This is a genomic window from Luteibacter sp. NPDC031894 (assembly GCF_050273135.1).
In the GTDB taxonomy this organism is placed as follows: Bacteria; Pseudomonadota; Gammaproteobacteria; order Xanthomonadales; family Rhodanobacteraceae; genus Luteibacter.
The window spans coordinates 628,417-647,118 of sequence record NZ_JBNNMV010000001.1 but is presented as its reverse complement, the minus strand read 5'-3'; the positions used below and the strand labels follow the sequence as shown (position 1 = coordinate 647,118).

Sequence of the window (18,702 nt, the reverse complement as noted above, 5' to 3'; positions counted from 1 at the left end):
CGCCATCGGTCGTCGCCCTCCCACCGACGGCGGGCGCCCGGCGACAAACGTTCGAGCAGGCTATGGCCGACGCCTTGCGCCAGGCGGACTTTGCAACGCCCCGCGCCGACCAGGCGAGCGTGCTCGTCTTCGATGCCCGCGACATGGCGGCGCACGCGATCGAGGCGACGACGCTCCTCGACCGCCGCGAACGGTCCCGCGCCGTCCGCTTCCGCTTCCGTCGCGATCGCGACACCTACATCCTGGCCCACGCCGCATGGCGTGTTGTGCTCGGGGCATGCCTCGATGCCGACCCACGGGACGTCCCGCTGGCGACCACGATGGACGGACAGCCCCGCCTGGCCGGCGCGGCGTTGTCCACCAGCCTCAGCCATAGCGGCGACCTCGTCGCCATCGCCCTCTGCCCCGCAGCGACCGTGGGCGTGGACATCGAGCAATGGCCGGCGCGGATCGACCTCGAGGCACTCATGCCCGTGTTCTGCACCCATGAGGAGAGTGCGGAGGTCTCGGCGCTCGACATCCCGCGAAGGACGCGTGCGTTGCTCGAGCTATGGACGCGGAAGGAGGCCTTGCTGAAGGCGTTCGGCGTGGGCTTGTTGACCGATCCGGCGACGATGGGCGCACCGCCGAACCTTGCTGTGATGCCGCCTGCCAGCGCCCTGCACTATCCACCCTGCCAGACGCGCAACGTGCGCGCGGGGCCGGACTGGGTCGCAGCGGTTGCCGCACCCTCCGCCATACGCGACATCCGGCTGCACGTCCTCCGGTAGCTCGGTGAAGGAGAGTTCCTGTATCACCCTCGATACAGACGGCCATTCGGCCTAGCCGCGTGCCGACCGGAAGTGGAATCGACAGTCGTGGCCCCGATGCCTAGCCTTTGCGCATCCGCATGCGGTACACGCGTGCACCTAGGGGAACGACCGATGATCCGCCTGTTCAGACAGCCGATCGTGCGCTGGCTTACCCTGCTGGGCACCTGCGAGCTGTTGTTGCTTGCCGCCTCGCTCAACGCGGCCACCTGGATCCGCTTCGCGCCCTCTCCCGAAGACCTGGCCGCCTCGACGCACTCATTGACGGCGCGCGCGACGATGTTCGCCGCGGTGATCTTCCTCAGCATGGCGGCGCTCGGCGAATACCGCGCCACGCTTCGCATGAGCTGGCGCGGCCAGATCGCACGGCACGCCATCGCCTTCGCCATCGGCGGCCTGGCCCTCGTTGTCGGGTATTACGTGATCCCGCAGGCCTACGTCGGCCGCGGCGTCCTCGGCATGGCCCTGGTCATCGCCTTCATCGCCACGGCGGCCTTCCGTGCGCTTTTCATGCGCCTCGTGGAAATGGAATCGTTGAAGCGTCGCGTTCTCGTCCTGGGCGCAGGCGAGCGAGCTGCGCAGATCCACAACCGCATGCGCCGTCGCTCGGACCGGCGCGGCTTCTCCCTGCTTGGCTACGTGCACGGCCCGAACGAAACGGTGGCGATCCCGGAGAAACTGCTGGTCACGCCAGCGGGCTCCCTCGCCGAGCTGGCGCAACGCGAGCGGCTCGACGAGATCGTCGTTGGCGTGGACGATCGCCGCGGCAGCCTGCCGATGGACGACCTGCTGGCCTGCCGCCAGCTGGGCGTCCAGATCACCGACCTCACGACATTCGTGGAGCGCGAGGCCGGGCGCGTGCAGCTGACCATGCTCGATCCCTCGTGGCTCGTGTTCTCCGGTGGGTTCAACGCCACGCCGATCGCGCTTTTCCTCAAGCGCGCGTTCGACCTGATGGCTTCGGCACTGATCGCCCTGCTCTGCTGGCCCATCATGCTTGGTGTCGCGCTCGCGATCCGCCTCGAATCAGGCCGTGGACAACCCATTTTCTATCGCCAGGAGCGCGTCGGCGAACACGGCCGCACCTTCTGGCTGTACAAGTTCCGCAGCATGCGCACGGACGCCGAAATGGACGGTGTCGCGCGCTGGGCGTCGAGCAACGACGATCGCGTCACCCGCGTGGGCCGCATCTGTCGGAAGCTTCGTTTCGACGAGTTGCCGCAGCTATGGAACGTCATCCGCGGTGACATGAGCATCGTGGGTCCGCGCCCGGAACGACCGCAGTTCGTCTCGGACCTGCAGGGGAAGATCCGTTTTTACAGCCTGCGACACAGCATCAAGCCAGGCCTCGCAGGATGGGCGCAGTTGAGCTATCCCTACGGTGCTTCCGAAGAGGACGCGGCGGAAAAGCTGAAGTACGACCTCTTCTACGTGAAGAACCACAACCTCTTCCTCGACATGGTCATCCTCATCGAGACGGTGGAAGTCGTGCTGTTCGGCCGTGGGGCGCGATGACCGAATACGGCACCGGCCGGTCAGGCGCTCACGGGCGCGGGCGAACGGAAGCGACGCGTAGCGCGGCCAGTGGCGAGCTGTACCAATCGATTAGCGATCCGTGTTCGAAGCGCACCCAGGAAGGACCGTACTCCCAACGCTCGTCGCCGCGTCGCAGCGGTTCCCCCTGGATCGCGACCACTTCCTCCGGCGTCATGCCGAGCGACAGCATCGGCGCCTCGACGGCTCCTTTTCCGAGTCTCGGAATAACCGCCTGCCCGGTTTCCACGTCTGGCGGCAGGTCCGTCGGCCACAACGACCACGCAACGGCCGCGCTCACCACGCCAACGGCCAGGAACCACCACCGTGGGGCATGGCCGCGCACGGGTATCGGCGACCGGTGCGGCTCCGGTGCCGGGTCAGGCGACGCGGGAGGTCCTGTTTCCACCGACGCCAGCGCGGACTCCGCGACGCGCGTCGACAACGGCGTGCCCGGCAGGCGCCCATGCCTGCGATGGAATTCCATGGCCGCGCCATATTGCACGGTCAGCCGTTGCAGCCGCGCTGCCGCCAGTACGTCGGCGCGCGAGCCGCGGCGGCGGTCCGGATGCCACAGCGCCACGTTGCGGCGATACGCGCGCTTGAAATCCTCGAGCGAACAGCCGGGCTCCAGGCGCAGCTTGCCGTACAGGTCGATGAAGTCGATGTCGTCAGCCACGAGTTGGTCCCCTGCGGCGGCGCATGTGACATGCCTTCAGGTACGCGGCCCGCGTCCGCTAGCGTGGCGCATGCCTGTCATGCTTACAAGTATCACTTTTGGAGAATTGCCATGCCTCACGGGCCCCTCGTCGCGCTGGCCGCCGCTTTTTCATGCACCCTCTCTCCGGTGACGCTGGCGGCACCGCCACCGCCACCGGCGCTCGGCGCGCATGTGTTCCTGGGCCAGGGTGAAGGGCTCGGCGTCTCTCCGGCGGTCACCCGTGGGGTGGACACCGCGCCAACGGGCAGCGTCTTCGTCGTCTTCAACGCCGGCTACGCCAGTAATGACGCCGTGCCGACCGACACCTACCACAATCGCTGGCGGGCGCTGGGCCGTGCCATGACGTACGCCAACTATGGCGAACGCTTCAACGTGAAAGCGTACGTGGCGCTCTCTGGAAAAGGCGGCGCAGGGCATACCGTCTCCATCGCGAAGCGCGGCGAACCCACGGGCGAACTCTCGCTGCCGTTCGTGGAAGTACGTCATGCGACGCGCGTGCAGGACATCGCGCAATCGTACGCAGATCCAGCGCTGGTGGTGGCCAGTGACGAGATCCATGTGGATGGCCCCGCCACGCTCCTGGCTTTCTGGTGGGGCGATGGCGGCGTCAAGCGGATGACGGTAAAGCCCGGCGATGGTTTCGAATTGATCGATGCCTTCACCGAACTGCCCGACGAAAGCGGGGTGCAAGGCGCGGTCGCGTGGCGACAGGTGGAAGAAGCGGGAACCTATCGCGTCCATTGGACGGTCGCGCCCGTGCAAGGTGCCGCGCTCTGGATCGTCGCCATTCGGTAGTCCGTTCGCCTTGCGGACTTCCCTCGGCCCGCCTCGGCGTCCGGATTCGGACAGTGCTGCAAAAACGATACGTGCGGGAAATCGCACCACACCGGCCTTTGCGCGCGATGCCGGACACTTCGTGCTGAGAAAGGCTCGGAAAGTGTCCGTAAACGGACGTCGACGCCTACAACGATAGGCGTATTTTTCTTTGTATTACATGGGGATAGCATAGCCCCACGATACCCCGGACCGCGGCGGACTCAGTCAGGGACGCCAGGGATGAAGCAGGAGCAATCTGCACAGGGACGTGCCAGGGAGGGAGGCGCAGGGAGCGCGCCCGCCAGCGGCCCGAGGTATCGACCCTGACGCGTATCCATTGCCCCGGGGGTGCAGTCCCTGCACCCCCGGTTACGGCAGTTTAAAAGGTGACGCGCACGCCCACGTTAGCCGCCCAGCCGCGCATGCCGTAGCTGCCGACGAAGTGCCGGTAGGTGCCCTCGCCGTATACCTGCACATGCTCGCCAAGCTGACTCACGGCGCCCGCGGATGCACGATACGCGTTGCCGACCCGTCCGGAACCGAAGCGATCCGCCACATCCCATGCTTCGCTCGAGACGTCGACCGACGGGTCGCCATTGCTGGTATGAGTGAGGTCCAGGCCGACGTACGGCATGAAGATCGGATTCGCGGTGCGCGAAAGGCGCGCACCGAGCGTCGCACTGGTTTGCTTCGCGGTACCCAGGCGCACTTCGAGGTCGTCGGCGTCGCGGAAATCGCGGAAGTTCAACGACTGGTGCTTCAGCTGGAAGCGCGGTTCGACGGTCCACTCGTTGCCCAGGGCGAACGGCATACCGGCCTCCACGGACATCGACCAGCCGTTAGCGCGTAACCGGCCCACGTCGGACCCGCGCAGGTCGGTACCTACGTCGCCACGATACCGCGTTGCGCCGAGCACGCCGTCGACCCAGAAACCAGTGCCGTGCTGCCAGGTCACCCAGGCGGACACGCCATTCGCGCGGTACTTCGCGGAGCTGTTACCGTCCGCGGCTTTCGGCGTGACGCGGGTCGTGCCATGGTCAGCCGCCCAGCCGGCGCGCAAGCTGCCATTGTCGCCGTCCAGCGCAATGAGGCTTCCGCCGATCTGCAGTGCGTTGACCTGCTGGTCGAAGTCGTAGCCATAGTCCTGGAACGAACGGTTCGCGTTGTACCCGGAAGGACTGAACAACCGTTTGAACGTCATTTTCATGGACTTCACGAATGCCTGGGACGTGGTGCGCTTTGCGGTGACCTCAATGAGTCAGGAAGTCACGATCACCTTCAAGGACGCGGCCATGAACATCCTCAGCGGCGTTATCACGATTCCGGCAGGTCCCGAGACCCGGCAGATAGAGGTGAGGTACAACGACCGTGGGCGCCGGCGAATTTCGCACGTGGAGCTCCGCGCGAAAGACATCATCCGACTCGACTCGTTCAAGTTCCGACGCTGACCGTGCCTTTCAGGTCGAGGCGCCGCGCGCATGCACGGCGCCTTTTCTTTGCCTTCGCCGCAGGTCCGGCGCCCTTCGGCAATCGGCCAATTGCCCACCCCGGCTAGCGCGCCAGTTGTATATGCCCCTTGCAGGCCGGGGGCTATAAAGATTCCACAGACGCGAAGGGCCATCCGGCCCGGCCGCGTGACGGGGGAACGCATGAAAGCCGAAGGCGCGGCAGGCTGGACGAGGGGCGGCAGGGGCACGAGGGCAGACCACCAGGGCGCGTTCGGCGTCCGGTACGGCAGTGCCTTCGCCGCCTCGACCGTTCGGCCTATGCCTTCGTGCTCTCCCAACGGGTACGAGGCCACACCATGAACGACGCCATTTCCTCCGCAGGGCACGACACATCTACCGTCCATGGGCGCTTCGTCGCCGTGGCCCGGGCTTGTGCGGAGCGGACCGCTGTCGTTTCGGACGTGGCCACCCTGAGCTACGCCGAGCTTGACGCGCGGAGCGATCGCGTCGCGCGCGGCCTCTCCGCGGCGGGCGTGGAGCCGGGAGCCTACGTCGCTCTGCTGATGGAGCGTTCCGTCGAAGCGATCGTCGCGATACTCGGTGTGCTCAAGGCCGGAGCGGCTTACCTTCCGATCGACACGCGTTGGCCGGCCGATCGTATTGACTTTGCGCTGCGCGATGCCGATGTCGCGGCCGTCGTTGCCGATGGAGCGCGGGATCTGGCCGAGGCCGACGATGTCCCCGTGTTCACGGTGGCGGAGCTCGAAGCCGGCGGTGATGTGAGCCTGGGGCGAGCACCCGTTCGCGCGCCAGCGCGCTTCCCACAGACATTCGGGGGAGCCGATGGCGATCTCGCGTATGCGATGTATACCTCCGGATCGACCGGCACGCCCAAAGGCGTCGAGATTCGCCACGTATCAATTCTCAGGTTGGTGCTGCGCTCCGACTACGTCGACTTCGACGCGCCGAAAGTGCTGCATGCCGCACCTCTGGGGTTCGACGCCTCCACGTTCGAAATCTTCGCGCCCCTGCTCAATGGCGGCACTTGCATCGTCTATGGTGACCGGGTGCCGACGGGCGCTGGCATCGCCCGCACGGTAGAGAAGCACGGCGCGGAAATCGCCTGGCTTACCGCCGCCCTGTTCAATGCGATCGTCGACGAGAATGCGAGCAACCTCGCCGGCCTGCGCGTGGTGCTGACCGGTGGCGAAGCCCTTTCGGTCCCCCACGTGCGGAAAGCGTACGCCGCACTGCCGGCCACAACGCTCGTCAACGGCTACGGTCCCACCGAGTGCACGACGTTCGCGACGACCTATACGATTCCGCACGAACTGCCGAATGACGTCCGCGCGATCCCCATCGGCCGGCCGATAGGCGAAACCTCGCTGCACGTACTCGATGAGAACGGCAACGAGGTGGCGGCCGGGGAGACAGGTGAACTGTTCATCGGGGGCAGCGGCGTCGCTCGTGGCTACCTCAATCGGCCCGAATTGACCGCCGAGCGCTTCGTCGCGGGCGGCACGCGTTATCGCACGGGCGACCTCGTGCACTGGCTGCCGGACGGCAACCTCGCCTTCGTCGGCCGCGCCGACGGACAGGTGAAGATCCGCGGCTACCGTGTCGAAACAGGCGAGATCGACATCGCCCTGCGGGCCTTGCCGGGTGTCATGGCGGCTGCCGTGATCGCGCGCGAGGACACCCCCGGCGACAAGCGGCTCGTCGCGTATTACGTCGGCGAGAGCGATATCGTCACCGCGCGCGACCTGCGCGACGCGCTCGCGCGCACCCTGCCCGACTACATGCTTCCCGTCGCCTGGGTGCGGATGAGCGCACTGCCGGTGAACGACAACGGCAAGCTGGACCGGCGCGCCCTGCCCGCTCCGGACAATGGCCGCCCCGAGTTGGCGGCGGCGTATGCCGCGCCGCACGGTGACGTCGAGACGAAGCTCTGCGCGATCTTCGCGTCGGTGCTGGGCATTGGCACCGTTGGCCGGGACGACAACTTTTTTGACCTCGGCGGCAGTTCCCTGCTTGCGGCGCGAGCCATGACCCGCGTGCACGAGGAACTGTCGTCGAGCCCTACCCTGGTCGGGTTCTTCGCCGAGCCGACCCCGGCCGCGGTGGCGGCCACGATCGAGGGGCGTGCCGTCCGTCACGCGCTGGCAGGACGCCTGGCGGGCGGCACGCCGGCGGCGGGCGAACCCGTCGCGATCGTCGCCGTGGCAGGACGCTTCCCCGGCGCGCCCGACGTGGAAACCTTCTGGGACAACCTGTGCGCGGGCCGCGAATCGATCCGCTTCTTCGCCCCCGGTGAACTCGACCCGGCAGTGAGTCAGGCGGAACGCGACGATCCCGGTTACGTCGCCGCGCGCGGCGTGGTCGACGACGTGGACCAGTTCGATGCCGGCTTCTTCGGCATGTCGCCCCGCGAGGCGGAGCTCACCGATCCGCAGCAGCGCCTTTTCCTGGAACTTTGCTGGGAGTGCATGGAGCGCGCCGGCTACGTGCCGGACGGCCAGGCTGTACCGGTGGGCGTCTTCGGCGGCATGCACAACGCCACCTATTACCAGAAGCACGTCAGCGGCCGACCGGACCTCATCGAGAAGCTCGGCGCCTTCCAGGTGATGCTCGGCAACGAGAAGGACTACCTTGCCACCCGCGTGGCACACAAGCTCAATCTCACCGGGCCGGCGATCAGCCTCAATACCGCGTGCTCCACCTCGCTGGTCGCGATCGCCCAGGCCTTCGATGCGCTGCGGGCGGGGCGTTGCGACATGGCGTTGGCCGGTGGCTCGTCCATCGCCTGCCCGCCGAACAGCGGGTATATCGCGCAGGAAGGCTCCATGCTGTCGCCCGACGGGCATACGCGCACCTTCGACGTGGACGCACAGGGCACCGTCTTCAGCGACGGCGCGGCGGTGGTCTTGCTGAAGCGCCTTTCCGACGCGCTGCGTGACGGCGATCCGGTGTACGCGGTGATCCGCGGCGTGGCGGTGAACAACGACGGCGCGGTCAAGGCCAGCTTCACCGCACCCAATGCCGCCGGACAGGCGGCCGTGATCACCATGGCGCTCGCCGATGCAGGCGTCTCGCCCCGCGACATTTCCTACGTCGAAGCGCATGGCACGGCCACGCCGCTCGGCGACCCGATCGAACTGGAAGGCTTGACCCGCGCTTTTCGCCAGTCCACGGCGGACAAGGGCTTCTGTGCCCTCGGCTCGCTGAAAAGCAACGTCGGCCACCTCGTGATGGCAGCGGGCGCGGCCAGCGTCATCAAGACGGCGCTCGCACTATCCGAGCGCCGCCTGCCGCCTTCGCTGCACTTCAAGGCGGCCAATCCGCGCCTCGGCCTCGCCGACTCGCCGTTCGTCGTGAACGATACGCTGCGCCCATGGCAAACCGCCGGTGGCCCGCTGCGCGCCGGCGTCAGCTCCTTCGGCGTCGGTGGCACCAATGCCCACGTCGTCCTCGAAGAAGCGCCGGAGCGCGCGCCATCCGATGCGGCGAGCGGTCCGCAACTCCTGCTGCTTTCGGCGCGCAGCCCGACCGCACTCGGCAATGCGGCAGCGCAGCTCGCCGACCACCTCGCCGCGCATCCGGACGGCAACCTCGCCGATATCGCGTGGACATTGGCCTCGGGCCGCAAGGCGTTCGCCCAGCGCACGCACCTCGTCGCCTCGTCCGCCAGCGATGCGGTGACGAAGCTGCGCGATGTCGCCGCGGCAGCGATGTGTCGCGCCTGCGCCAACCCGGCCCCCGGCATCGTCTTCCTTTTCCCCGGCCAGGGCTCGCAGTACGCGGGCATGGGCCGTGAGTTGCACGCTACCGAACCCGTCTTCCGGGCAGCCCTTGATGAGGTGGCGTCCGCGCTGCGCGAGGAACTGGGCTTCGACCTGCGGGAGCGGATGTTCGCCGACGATGCCGAGGCATTGAAGGCCACGGCGCTGACGCAGCCGGCGACCTTCGCGCTGGAATATGCCCTCGCGCGTTTGTGGATGAGTCTTCGCGTGGAACCCGTGGCGATGATCGGCCACAGCGTCGGCGAGTTCGCCGCCGCGGTGCTGGCCGGCGTGATGTCGCTTGCCGATGCCGCGCGTTTGGTCGCACGTCGCGGCCGCATGATGCAGGCACTGCCGGCCGGCTCGATGCTTTCCGTTCGTCTGGGGGCCGCCGAGCTGCGGGCCCGGCTCCCGGACGCTCTTTCCCTTGCCGCCGAAAACGCACCGAACGCAAGTGTCGTTTCGGGTACGAAGGACGCCGTCGAAGCCTTCCGCGCGACGCTGGAAGCCGATGGCGTCGCCTGTCGTCTGCTGCATACGTCGCATGCTTTCCATTCCACGATGATGGACCCGGTGCTCGACGCATTCCGCGTCGAAGTGGCCGCGGTCGCCCTTGCCGCGCCGCGCATCCGCATCGTGTCGACGCTCACCGGTGCCACATTGTCGGACGCCGAGGCCGTGTCGCCGGACTACTGGACGCGGCACATGCGCCACACCGTGCGCTTCTCGCCCGCGCTGCTGCACGTGCTCGACGAAGGCGCCCACGCGTTCCTCGAAGTGGGACCGCGTCCGAGCCTCGCCCTGCTCGCACGGCAACACGCGCAGAGCCGTGGCCGCGCCGTCGTCGCCTCGCTGGGTGACGGCCCCGCCGACGAACGCGCCGCCTGGCTCGCCGCCGCCGGCACGCTGTGGTCCGCGGGCGCGGCGATCGCAACCGATGCCTTCGACCATCGCGAGCACAAGCGCCGCGTGCGCCTGCCGACCTATCCCTTCGAGCGCAAGCGGCACTGGATCGACGCCCGCATGCCTGCCTCGATCACCCCGATCGCCATCGCGGCGCCCATCGCGCCGCCTGCCAGCGTTTCTCCCGTTCTGCCGGAGTCCCCCATGCCCATGCCTTCCGCCCCTGCCGCGAGCCATCGCCCCCAGCGCCTCGCCGGCGAACTCATTGCCCTGTTCGAGGACGTATCCGGCGCGGAACTGGAAGGCGTCGACCCGGCCTCGAACTTCGTGGAGCTGGGACTCGACTCGCTGTCGCTGACCCAGGTGGCCCTGCAGTTGCAGAAGACGTATGCGCTGAAGATCACCTTCCGCGAGCTGATGGACGGCTGCTCGTCCTTCGAACGTCTCGCGGCGCACATCGATCGCCTGTTGCCGGCTGAAGCCCAGCCGGTGGTGCCCGTGACCGCGGCCGTCGCCGCGCCTGTCACGGCGGCGGCACCGGTGGCTCTCGCCACCGGCGGCGGACTGGTCCAGGACGTGATCGCGCAGCAGATGCAGATCATGCGGGAACAGTTGGCGTTGCTGGCGGGAGCCGCCGCTCCCGCGCCTGTTGCTGCCCCGGTGGAAGTCCATGCCCGCCTGGTGGGAGCCGAGCCGATGCCCTCACCCGCGAATGCCGCGAGTAACGACGAAGAGACCGCGCTCGCCCACACCACCTATGACGTCAAGAAAGCCTTCGGCGCCATCGCCCGTATCCACTCCACGAACACCGACCTGAGCTCGCGTCAGCGCGCCCGGCTGGACGCCTTCATGCGCCGCTACATCGAGCGCAGCAAGGCGTCCAAGGCCTATACCGAGGAACACCGGCCGCACCTCGCGGACCCGCGCGTGGTGAACGGTTTCCGCCCGCTGCTCAAGGAAATCGTCTACCAGATCGTCATCGAGCGCTCCAAGGGCTCGAAGGTGTGGGACCTCGACGGCAACATGTACGTCGACGCGCTGAACGGCTTCGGCATGAACCTGTTCGGCTGGCAGCCGGACTTCGTGCTCGACACCGTGCGCACCCAGCTCGACGCGGGCTACGAGATCGGCCCCCAGCATCCGCTGGCCGGCGTGGTCGCGAAGCAGGTCTGCGACATCACCGGGTTCGATCGTGCGGCCCTGTGCAATACGGGCTCCGAGGCCGTCATGGGCTGCGTTCGCGTGGCGCGCACCGTCACCGGCCGCGACACCCTCGTGATCTTCACCGGCTCCTACCACGGCATCTTCGACGAGGTGATCGTGCGCGGCACGAAGAAGCTGAGGTCGGTGCCGGCGGCCCCGGGCATCCTGCGCAATACAGCGGAGAACGTGCTCGTCCTCGACTACGGCACGCCGGAGTCGCTCGCCATCATCCGCGAGCGCGCCTCGTCGATCGCCGCGGTGCTGGTGGAACCGGTGCAGAGTCGCCGCCCCGACTTCCAGCCCATCGAATTCCTCCAGGAACTGCGGGCGATCACCGAGGAATCGGGCTCGCTGCTGATCTTCGACGAGGTGGTCACCGGGTTCCGCTCGCACCCGCGCGGCGCCCAGGCGATGCTCGGCATCGATGCGGACCTGGCCTCTTACGGCAAGGTGGTCGGCGGTGGCTTCCCGATCGGCGTGATCGCCGGCAAGCGGCGCTTCATGGACGCCCTCGACGGTGGCCATTGGCGCTTCGGCGACGATTCCACGCCGACCGTGGGCGTCACCTATTTCGCGGGCACCTTCGTGCGTCATCCGCTGGCCCTCGCCGCGGCGCACGCCGTGCTCAAGCACCTCGAAGAACAGGGGCCGGCGCTGCAGGCGTCGCTCAACGCGAAGGTCACCGCCATGGCGGACGAGCTGAACGCGTTCTGCGCCAGTGTGGGCGCGCCGATGCAGATCGTGCATTTCTCGTCGGTGTGGAAGACGGTTTTCACCGAAGACCACCCCCTTCAGGACCTGCTCTTCGCGATGATGCGGAGCCGCGGCATCCACATCCTCGACAACTTCCCCTGCTTCTTCACCACGGCGCACAGCGAGGCGGACTTCGCCGCCATCGCCACGGCATTCCGCGAATCCGTCCTCGAAATGCAGGAAGCCGAGTTCCTGCCGCGCCGCCGCGAGCCGGCCGCCTTCGACGCCGGGCATCCGCCCGTCCCGGGCGCGCGCCTCGGCAAGGATCCCGAAGGCCAGCCCGCGTGGTTCGTTCCCAACCCGGATGCGCCGGGCAAGTACCTGAGGGTGACCGCATGATGCCGAACGAGCTGGCCGCCGCCACGGCGGTCGACTACGACCCGTTCGCCGGCGCGCCGCTCGCGCGGCTCGTGCCGACGACGGAAGCGCAACGCGAGGTGTGGCTGGCATCCCGGCTGGAGCCGGAAGCCTCGCTGGCGTACAACGAAGCGGTATCGCTGAACCTCAAGGGCTTGCTCGACGTCCCGGCCCTCGAATGGGCCTTGCAGGGCATCGTGGATCGCCACGAGGCCCTGCGCTCCACCTTCAGCGGCGACGGCGAAGGCCTCTTCGTCGCCGAACGCACGACGCTGCCGATCGCCTTCCACGACCTTTCCCTGCTGGCGCCGTTCGAGAGCGACGCCCGGACACAAGCGGCGTTCTCGCGTATCGTCACCACGCCCTTCGACCTCGAGAATGGTCCGCTCGTCCGCGCTGAGCTGTTCCGTCTCGCCGCCGACCGCCACCTCCTGACCATCGCCGCGCACCACATCGTGTGCGACGGCTGGTCCTTCGGCGTGATCGTTCGCGATCTCGCCGCCCTTTACGCGCAGCGCATCGGCAAGGGCAACGGCCCCGCCACGGCGAGCGCGTTCTCGAACTTCGCGTTGGCCGAGGCTGCGCACGCCGGCAGCGAGACGGCCCGTGAGGACGAACGCTACTGGCTCGACCGGTTCGCCGGGACGGTGCCGGTACTCGACCTCCCCACGGACCGTTCCCGCCCCCGCCGTCGGACGTTCACCTCACGGCGCGAAGACCGCACGCTGGACGCGACGGAAGTCGCGGCAATCAAGCGCCTGGGCGCGGGCAAGGGCGCGAGCTTCTACGCGACCTTGCTGACCGCCTTCGCCGTCCTGCTCCGCCGCATCGCGGGGCAGGACGATGTCGTCATCGGCATCCCGACCGCTGGCCAGGCCGCCGAAGGGCTCGATACGCTGGTCGGCCATTGCGTGAACGTGTTGCCGCTGCGCGCGCGCATCGACGAGACAGCGAGCTTCGCCAGCGTGCTCGGCAGTGTGCGCAATGACATGCTCGATGCCTTCGAGCACCAGCGCTATACGCTCGGCAGCCTGCTCGCCCGCCTTTCGCTCGCGCGCGATCCGTCGCGCCTGCCGCTGGTGGCCGTGCTGTTCAACCTGGACGCGCAACTGGACGAAAGCACGGTGAGTTTCCCCGGGCTGCGCTTCGACGTCGAGGCCGTGCCCCGCGAATACGAGAACTTCGAGCTGTTCGTCAACGCCGTGCAGGTCGACGGCGGGTTGCGCCTGGAATGCCAGTACAACGCCGACCTGTTCGAAGGCGCCACGATCCAGGGCTGGCTCGATGCCTACGTCACCCTGCTCCGGTACGCCGCGATCGATCCCAATGAAGCGGCCGTCTCACTGCCGGTCGTCTCCGACGCGGTGTACCGCGAGCTGGCGGCGCTGCAGCCGGCGCCGACGCCGTTCCCCGAGCTGCGCCTCGCCCATGAATTCTTCGAACAGCAGGCCGACCGGGCACCCGAACGCGCCGCCGTGCGCCATGCCGATCGCGCCCTCACCTATGCCGCGCTCGAGCTGCGCGCCAACCGCATCGGCAACGCGTTGCGCGAACGCGGCATCGGTCACGGGGCGCTGGTGGGCCTGTCCCTTGCTCGTGGCATCGACATGGTCGCCGCCGTACTCGGCGTCCTGAAGTCGGGTGCCGGCTACGTGCCGCTCGATCCGACTTTCCCGGCGGATCGTCTGGCCTTCATGGCCGAAGACGCCGCGCTGGCGGCATTGGTCGTCGATGACGACACGGCGCTCGCCTTCGATTTCGACGCCACTCGCGTGCTCGCATTGAACAGCGACGAAGTCGCGCGGGCCTCCTTCGAGCGGCCGGAACGCAATCGCCGCGCGGCAACGCCGGATTCCGTCGCCTACGTCATCTTTACGTCCGGTTCGACCGGGCGTCCGAAGGGCGTGCGCGTGCCGCATCGCGCGGCCGCCAACTTCCTCACCAGCATGCAGCGGGTACCGGGCATCGCTCCGGACGACCGCCTCGTGGCGGTGACCACCTTGTCGTTCGATATCGCGTTCATGGAGCTCATGCTGCCGCTGACCAGCGGCGCGGAGATCGTGGTCGCCGGGCGCGACGACGTGCGCGACGGCGGCCAGTTGCGTCGCCTCATCGAGGACAGCGATGCGACGATGATGCAGGCCACGCCGGCCGGCTGGCGCCTCCTCGTGGATGCGGGGTGGCGTGGCCGCCCCGCCTTCCGCGCGGTGTCGGGCGGCGAACCGCTGCCGGTCGACCTCGCCGAGGCACTGCTCGACCGCTGCGGCGAAGTCTGGAACGGCTACGGCCCGACCGAGACCACGGTGTACTCCACCTACTGGCGTGTCTCGGACCCGCGTGAAGGCATCTACATCGGCCGCCCGATCGCGAACACGACCGTGCATATCCTCGACGAGCGCGGCAACCACTGCCCGCTCGGCGTCCCTGGCGAGATCCACATCGGCGGCGCCGGCGTGACCCTCGGCTACCTCGACCGTCCCGAGCTCACGGCGGAGAAGTTCGTTTCCGATCCCTGGTCGGAAACGCCGGATTCGCGCATGTACCGCACGGGCGATCGCGGCCGCTGGCTGAGCAACGGTTTGCTCGAGCACATGGGTCGCCTCGACTTCCAGGTGAAGGTGCGGGGTTACCGCATCGAGCCGGGTGAAATCGAAAGCGTGCTTGCAGACGCACCCGATGTCGCCCGCGCCGTCGCGATGGCGCGCGAAGACCGCCCCGGCGACGTGCGCCTGGTGGCGTATGTCGTGGGCCGCGAGGGCATGCAGCCCAGCGAGGAAGCACTGCGTGCCCGGTTGCGCGCCCGGTTGCCCGATTACATGGTGCCGCAGCACATCCTCGTGCTAGACGCGATCCCGCTGCTGCCGAACGGCAAGATCGACCGCAAGGCGTTGCCGCCGCCGGTGGCGCACTCGGTGGCCACGTCCGGCGAACGCGTGGCGCCGCGCAATGAGGACGAGCGCCGCGTCGCTGCCGCGATGGAAGCAGTGCTCTGCCTGCCCGACCTCGACATCCGCGACGATTTCTTCGCCCTGGGTGGACATTCGCTGCTCGCCGCCCAGCTCACCGCACGGCTCAACCGCGAGTTCGGCGTGACGCTTTCCTTCCGAACCCTGTTCGACGCTCCGACCATCGAGCAGCTGGCCGCGGCCATCGGCTCGCAGGTGGCGAGCGGCGTGGCGCCCGCGACCGATCCCATCGCGCATCGTGCCGACGAGGCGCAGGACCATGCCCCGCTCTCGCTGATGCAGCGCCGCCTCTGGGCGTTGGAACGCATGCATCCCGGTCGCGTCACCTACAACGCACCGTCGGCGCACCGCCTGCGCGGCAAGCTCGACGAGCATGCCTTCGACATGGCCTTCCAGGCGTTGATCCAGCGCCAGCCGATCATGCGCACGTCGTTCCGCGACCTGGGCCAGGACATCGCGCAAGTGGTGCAGCCGCGGCTCGACTACCCGCTGTTCCCTGCCAAAGACCTGAGCCACCTGCCGCACGACGAGCGGGAAGCGCGGCTCATGGAGCGCCTGCAGGAATTGACCGACACGCCGTTCGACCTCGGCACGGCGCCGCTGTTCAGCGCGCGCATGTTCCGCCTCGCCGATGACGAGCACGCGCTGTTCTTCATGCCGCACCACATCATCTGGGACGGCTGGTCGTTCGACATCCTCTACAACGAACTGTCGGCCCTCTATCGTGCCTTCACCGCCGGATTGCCCTCGCCGCTGGCGCCGTTGCCGGTGACCTATGGCGATTTCGCCGAGTGGCATGCGCACTGGCTCGAGTCCACCGCCTTCCGCAGCCAGCTGGCGTTCTGGAGCGAGCGCCTGTCCCAGATGGGCGACGTGCGAGCGCTGCCGACCGACCATCCGCGGCGTCCGGGCATGTCCGGCCTTGGGCGCACCGAGTGGATCCGGGTGTCGCGCGAAGACACGGACGCGATGCACGAGGTGGCCCGCCAGGCGGATGCCACGCTCAACATGACCCTGCTCGCGCTGTACTTCGCGATGCTGTCGAGTTCCGCCGGCCAGCGCGACCTGGTGGTGGGCACGCCAGTCCGGGGGCGCAACCAGACCGAGGTGGAATCGGTCATGGGCTACTTCAACAACCTGTTGCCGCTGCATGTGAGCGTCGACCCGGCACTGTCGTTCCTGGAGTTCGTGCGCCACGTCAAGCGCGTCGCCATCGAGGCCTTCGGGCACCCCGACGTGCCGCTGGAATACCTCCAGCGCGAACTGCGCGTCGGCCACGGGGCGGGCGCGACCCTCTACCAGGCCCTCTTCTCGTTCCAGGACGCACGCCAGCGCGTGGTGGACTGGGCGGGACTCGCCCACGAGCAGATCCTGCTGTTCCAAAGCGGCGCCACGGAAGATCTCGGTCTGTGGTTCCTTGAAGGCCATGCGGGCATGGTCGGTGGCGTGACCTATAACGCCGACCTGCTGCAAGCGGACACGGCCCGGCTCATGCGCGAACGCTACCTCGGCATGATGCGCAGCGTCGCCGCCGATCCCGCCATCGCCGTGGGCACACTCACCGCCGCCACGGCCGCGGAACGCGAACGCATGCATGGCTGGAACGAGACGGCCGCGACCATCGGCCTGCCCGCGAGCCTCCCCGCCATCGTCGCCGCCACTGCCGCGGGCACCCCGGACGCCGTCGCCCTCGCACAGGGGCCACGCAACGTCACGTACGCGTCGCTGATGCGACGCGCGACACGCATGGCGCTGCTGCTGCGCGATCGCGGTGCGATCCGGGGCAGCGTCATCGGCGTCTGCGTCGACCCTTGCGTGGATCGCATCGCCGGGCTACTGGCCATCGCCATGACCGGCGGCACCGCGCTCCTTCTCAATCGCGCGGATCCCACCGCACGCCTCAAGGACATCCTGGCCGACGCGCGGATGACCGTTCTCCTTGGCGACGCCGCATTGGAAACGACGCTCGACTGGCCCCGTGCCTGCGCGGTATGGCTGGACGCCGACCACGCCGAGCTGGATGCCGTCGATATCGATGGCACCACGTTCGACGCCGTGGACCCGGATACCGCGGCCATCGCTTTCCACACGGCGGCAGGCGATGGCAAGGCGCGCGGCGCTTCGCTTTCGCATCGTGCGCTCGCGGGCATCGTGGAAGGGCTGGCCGGAGCGCTGGATGTTCGCGCCGGCGAGCGCCTCTCTTCCGATGCGTTGCCTTCCGACCCCATGCTGACGATCGCGTCGCTGCTGGCATTGGCACGCGGGGCGACATGGGTCGTCCCGCAGGCAGACATCGCCGGCAGGATCGGCGCCCACCAGGACCTCGCCGGGCTCGACGACCTCGACACATTCATCGCGAGCCCGGATACCTGGCACGCCATGCTCGAAGGAGGCTGGCACGGCGATGGGCACATGCGCGCCGTCGTCACCGGCGGCACGCCCAGTCCCGACATGGCGGCGCGCATCGCCGCCGGCTCGTCCGCCCTGTGGACGCTGTTCGGCGATGCCATGACAGCGCCGGTCGCTACCTGCGGCCGCGTGGAACGCGTGGCCGACGCCTTGCACGAAGGCAAGCCTGTCGCACACGCCCAGGTCTGGATCCTCGACGAGGATGGGGAACCGTGTCCCATCGGGGCGACCGGCCAAGTGGCTGTTGCCGGCCCTACCCTCGCGTTGCCCTTCGGCCAGCGCGCGGGGAGCGAGCGCCAACCCGGCGACGAACGCGTGCGGCGCACCGGCTACCGTGGGCGTTGGCTACCCGATGGCCACTTGCAGGTCCTCGACCGTGCCGATCGCCGCGTGCGCCGCCATGGCCTCGACGTGGAACCGGCGGCGATCGAGTCGTTGCTGCTGACCCAGGCGGGCATCGTTCGGGCACTCGCCGTACCGCGCACGGACCATGCCGGGCTCACCCGTATCGATGCCTATGCGGTGGGCGCACCGGGAGCGATCACCGATGCGGAAGGGTTGCGCGCCTCACTGTGCGCGACGCTTCCCGCCTGGTCGATGCCCGCGCACGTCATCGTCCTCGACGCCCTGCCCATGCTACCGACGGGCGAACCGGACCTTGCAGCACTGCCATTGCCGGCGGAGCACCAGCACGGCCCCTCGGTGGAGAGCACGGAGCCGCAGAGCGAAAGCGAGCGCCTGCTCGCCTCGGTGTGGACCGAACTGCTGGGGATGTCGCGCATACGCACGAGCGACAACTTCTTCGACGTGGGCGGGCATTCCCTGCTCGCCGTGGACATGGCGGTCCGCGTGCAGAAGCTGACCGGCGTGCAGCTGAACTTGTTGGACATCGCGAACGGCACGTTAGGAACGCTCGCGGCAGAACTGGCCATCGCTCCGCAGGCACCGGCACCGACCGCGAGTAAACGCGGCCTGCTGAGTCGCCTGCTCGGGCGTGGCTGACCT

At 68.2% G+C, this 18,702-nt stretch carries 8 protein-coding genes; 6 read left to right on the top strand and 2 right to left on the bottom strand.

Annotation, left to right across the window (positions count from 1 at the left end):
* Positions 1–62 precede the first annotated feature (62 nt).
* Together ACQKIE_RS03120 and ACQKIE_RS03115 are read left to right on the top strand one after the other, a co-directional pair.
* Positions 63–770 (top strand): 4'-phosphopantetheinyl transferase family protein, encoded by a 708-nt coding sequence (locus ACQKIE_RS03120; protein ID WP_427455668.1) that lies wholly within the window; start codon positions 63–65, stop codon positions 768–770.
* 153 nt (positions 771–923) lie between these two features.
* Positions 924–2,324, top strand: coding sequence for a TIGR03013 family XrtA/PEP-CTERM system glycosyltransferase (locus tag ACQKIE_RS03115; protein WP_427455666.1), 1,401 nt, complete (start codon positions 924–926; stop codon positions 2,322–2,324).
* 28 nt (positions 2,325–2,352) lie between these two features.
* Here the strand turns inward: ACQKIE_RS03115 and ACQKIE_RS03110 are convergent, their stop codons facing one another.
* Complete coding sequence (locus ACQKIE_RS03110) at positions 2,353–3,021, bottom strand: J domain-containing protein (protein WP_427455664.1); 669 nt, start codon at positions 3,019–3,021, stop codon at positions 2,353–2,355.
* A 111-nt stretch (positions 3,022–3,132) separates the two neighbouring features.
* Here ACQKIE_RS03110 and ACQKIE_RS03105 point away from each other — a divergent pair, with 111 nt between their 5' ends.
* A complete protein-coding gene (locus ACQKIE_RS03105) occupies positions 3,133–3,858 on the top strand; it encodes a hypothetical protein (RefSeq protein ID WP_427455662.1) in 726 nt (241 codons plus the stop codon).
* 400 nt (positions 3,859–4,258) lie between these two features.
* On the opposite strand, the gene ACQKIE_RS03100 is transcribed toward ACQKIE_RS03105, so the two are convergent.
* Positions 4,259–5,086 (bottom strand): autotransporter outer membrane beta-barrel domain-containing protein, encoded by an 828-nt coding sequence (locus ACQKIE_RS03100; protein ID WP_427455660.1) that lies wholly within the window; start codon positions 5,084–5,086, stop codon positions 4,259–4,261.
* Between ACQKIE_RS03100 and ACQKIE_RS03095 the strand changes: the two genes are divergently transcribed.
* The 3 genes from ACQKIE_RS03095 (at position 5,085) to ACQKIE_RS03085 (ending at position 18,699) form a co-directional block, all read left to right on the top strand.
* On the top strand, positions 5,085–5,327 hold the full coding sequence (locus ACQKIE_RS03095; RefSeq protein WP_427455658.1) for a hypothetical protein: 243 nt from the start codon (positions 5,085–5,087) through the stop codon (positions 5,325–5,327). The genes ACQKIE_RS03100 and ACQKIE_RS03095 overlap by 2 nt on opposite strands.
* 356 nt (positions 5,328–5,683) lie before the next feature.
* Entirely contained in the window at positions 5,684–12,304 is a 6,621-nt protein-coding gene (locus ACQKIE_RS03090) for an amino acid adenylation domain-containing protein (protein ID WP_427455656.1), read from the top strand.
* Positions 12,301–18,699 (top strand): amino acid adenylation domain-containing protein, encoded by a 6,399-nt coding sequence (locus tag ACQKIE_RS03085; protein ID WP_427455654.1) that lies wholly within the window; start codon positions 12,301–12,303, stop codon positions 18,697–18,699. The genes ACQKIE_RS03090 and ACQKIE_RS03085 overlap by 4 nt, the downstream gene beginning before the upstream one ends.
* Positions 18,700–18,702: the final 3 nt, after the last annotated feature.

Bases quoted from the DNA above. Each gene is read 5' to 3' on its own strand.
- ACQKIE_RS03120 (WP_427455668.1), top strand. From the start codon at position 63: ATGGCCGACGCCTTGCGCCAGGCGGACTTTGCAACGCCCCGCGCCGAC.
- ACQKIE_RS03100 (WP_427455660.1), bottom strand. From the start codon at position 5,086: ATGAAAATGACGTTCAAACGGTTGTTCAGTCCTTCCGGGTACAACGCG.
- ACQKIE_RS03115 (WP_427455666.1), top strand. From the start codon at position 924: ATGATCCGCCTGTTCAGACAGCCGATCGTGCGCTGGCTTACCCTGCTG.
- ACQKIE_RS03105 (WP_427455662.1), top strand. From the start codon at position 3,133: ATGCCTCACGGGCCCCTCGTCGCGCTGGCCGCCGCTTTTTCATGCACC.
- ACQKIE_RS03085 (WP_427455654.1), top strand. From the start codon at position 12,301: ATGATGCCGAACGAGCTGGCCGCCGCCACGGCGGTCGACTACGACCCG.
- ACQKIE_RS03095 (WP_427455658.1), top strand. From the start codon at position 5,085: ATGGACTTCACGAATGCCTGGGACGTGGTGCGCTTTGCGGTGACCTCA.
- ACQKIE_RS03090 (WP_427455656.1), top strand. From the start codon at position 5,684: ATGAACGACGCCATTTCCTCCGCAGGGCACGACACATCTACCGTCCAT.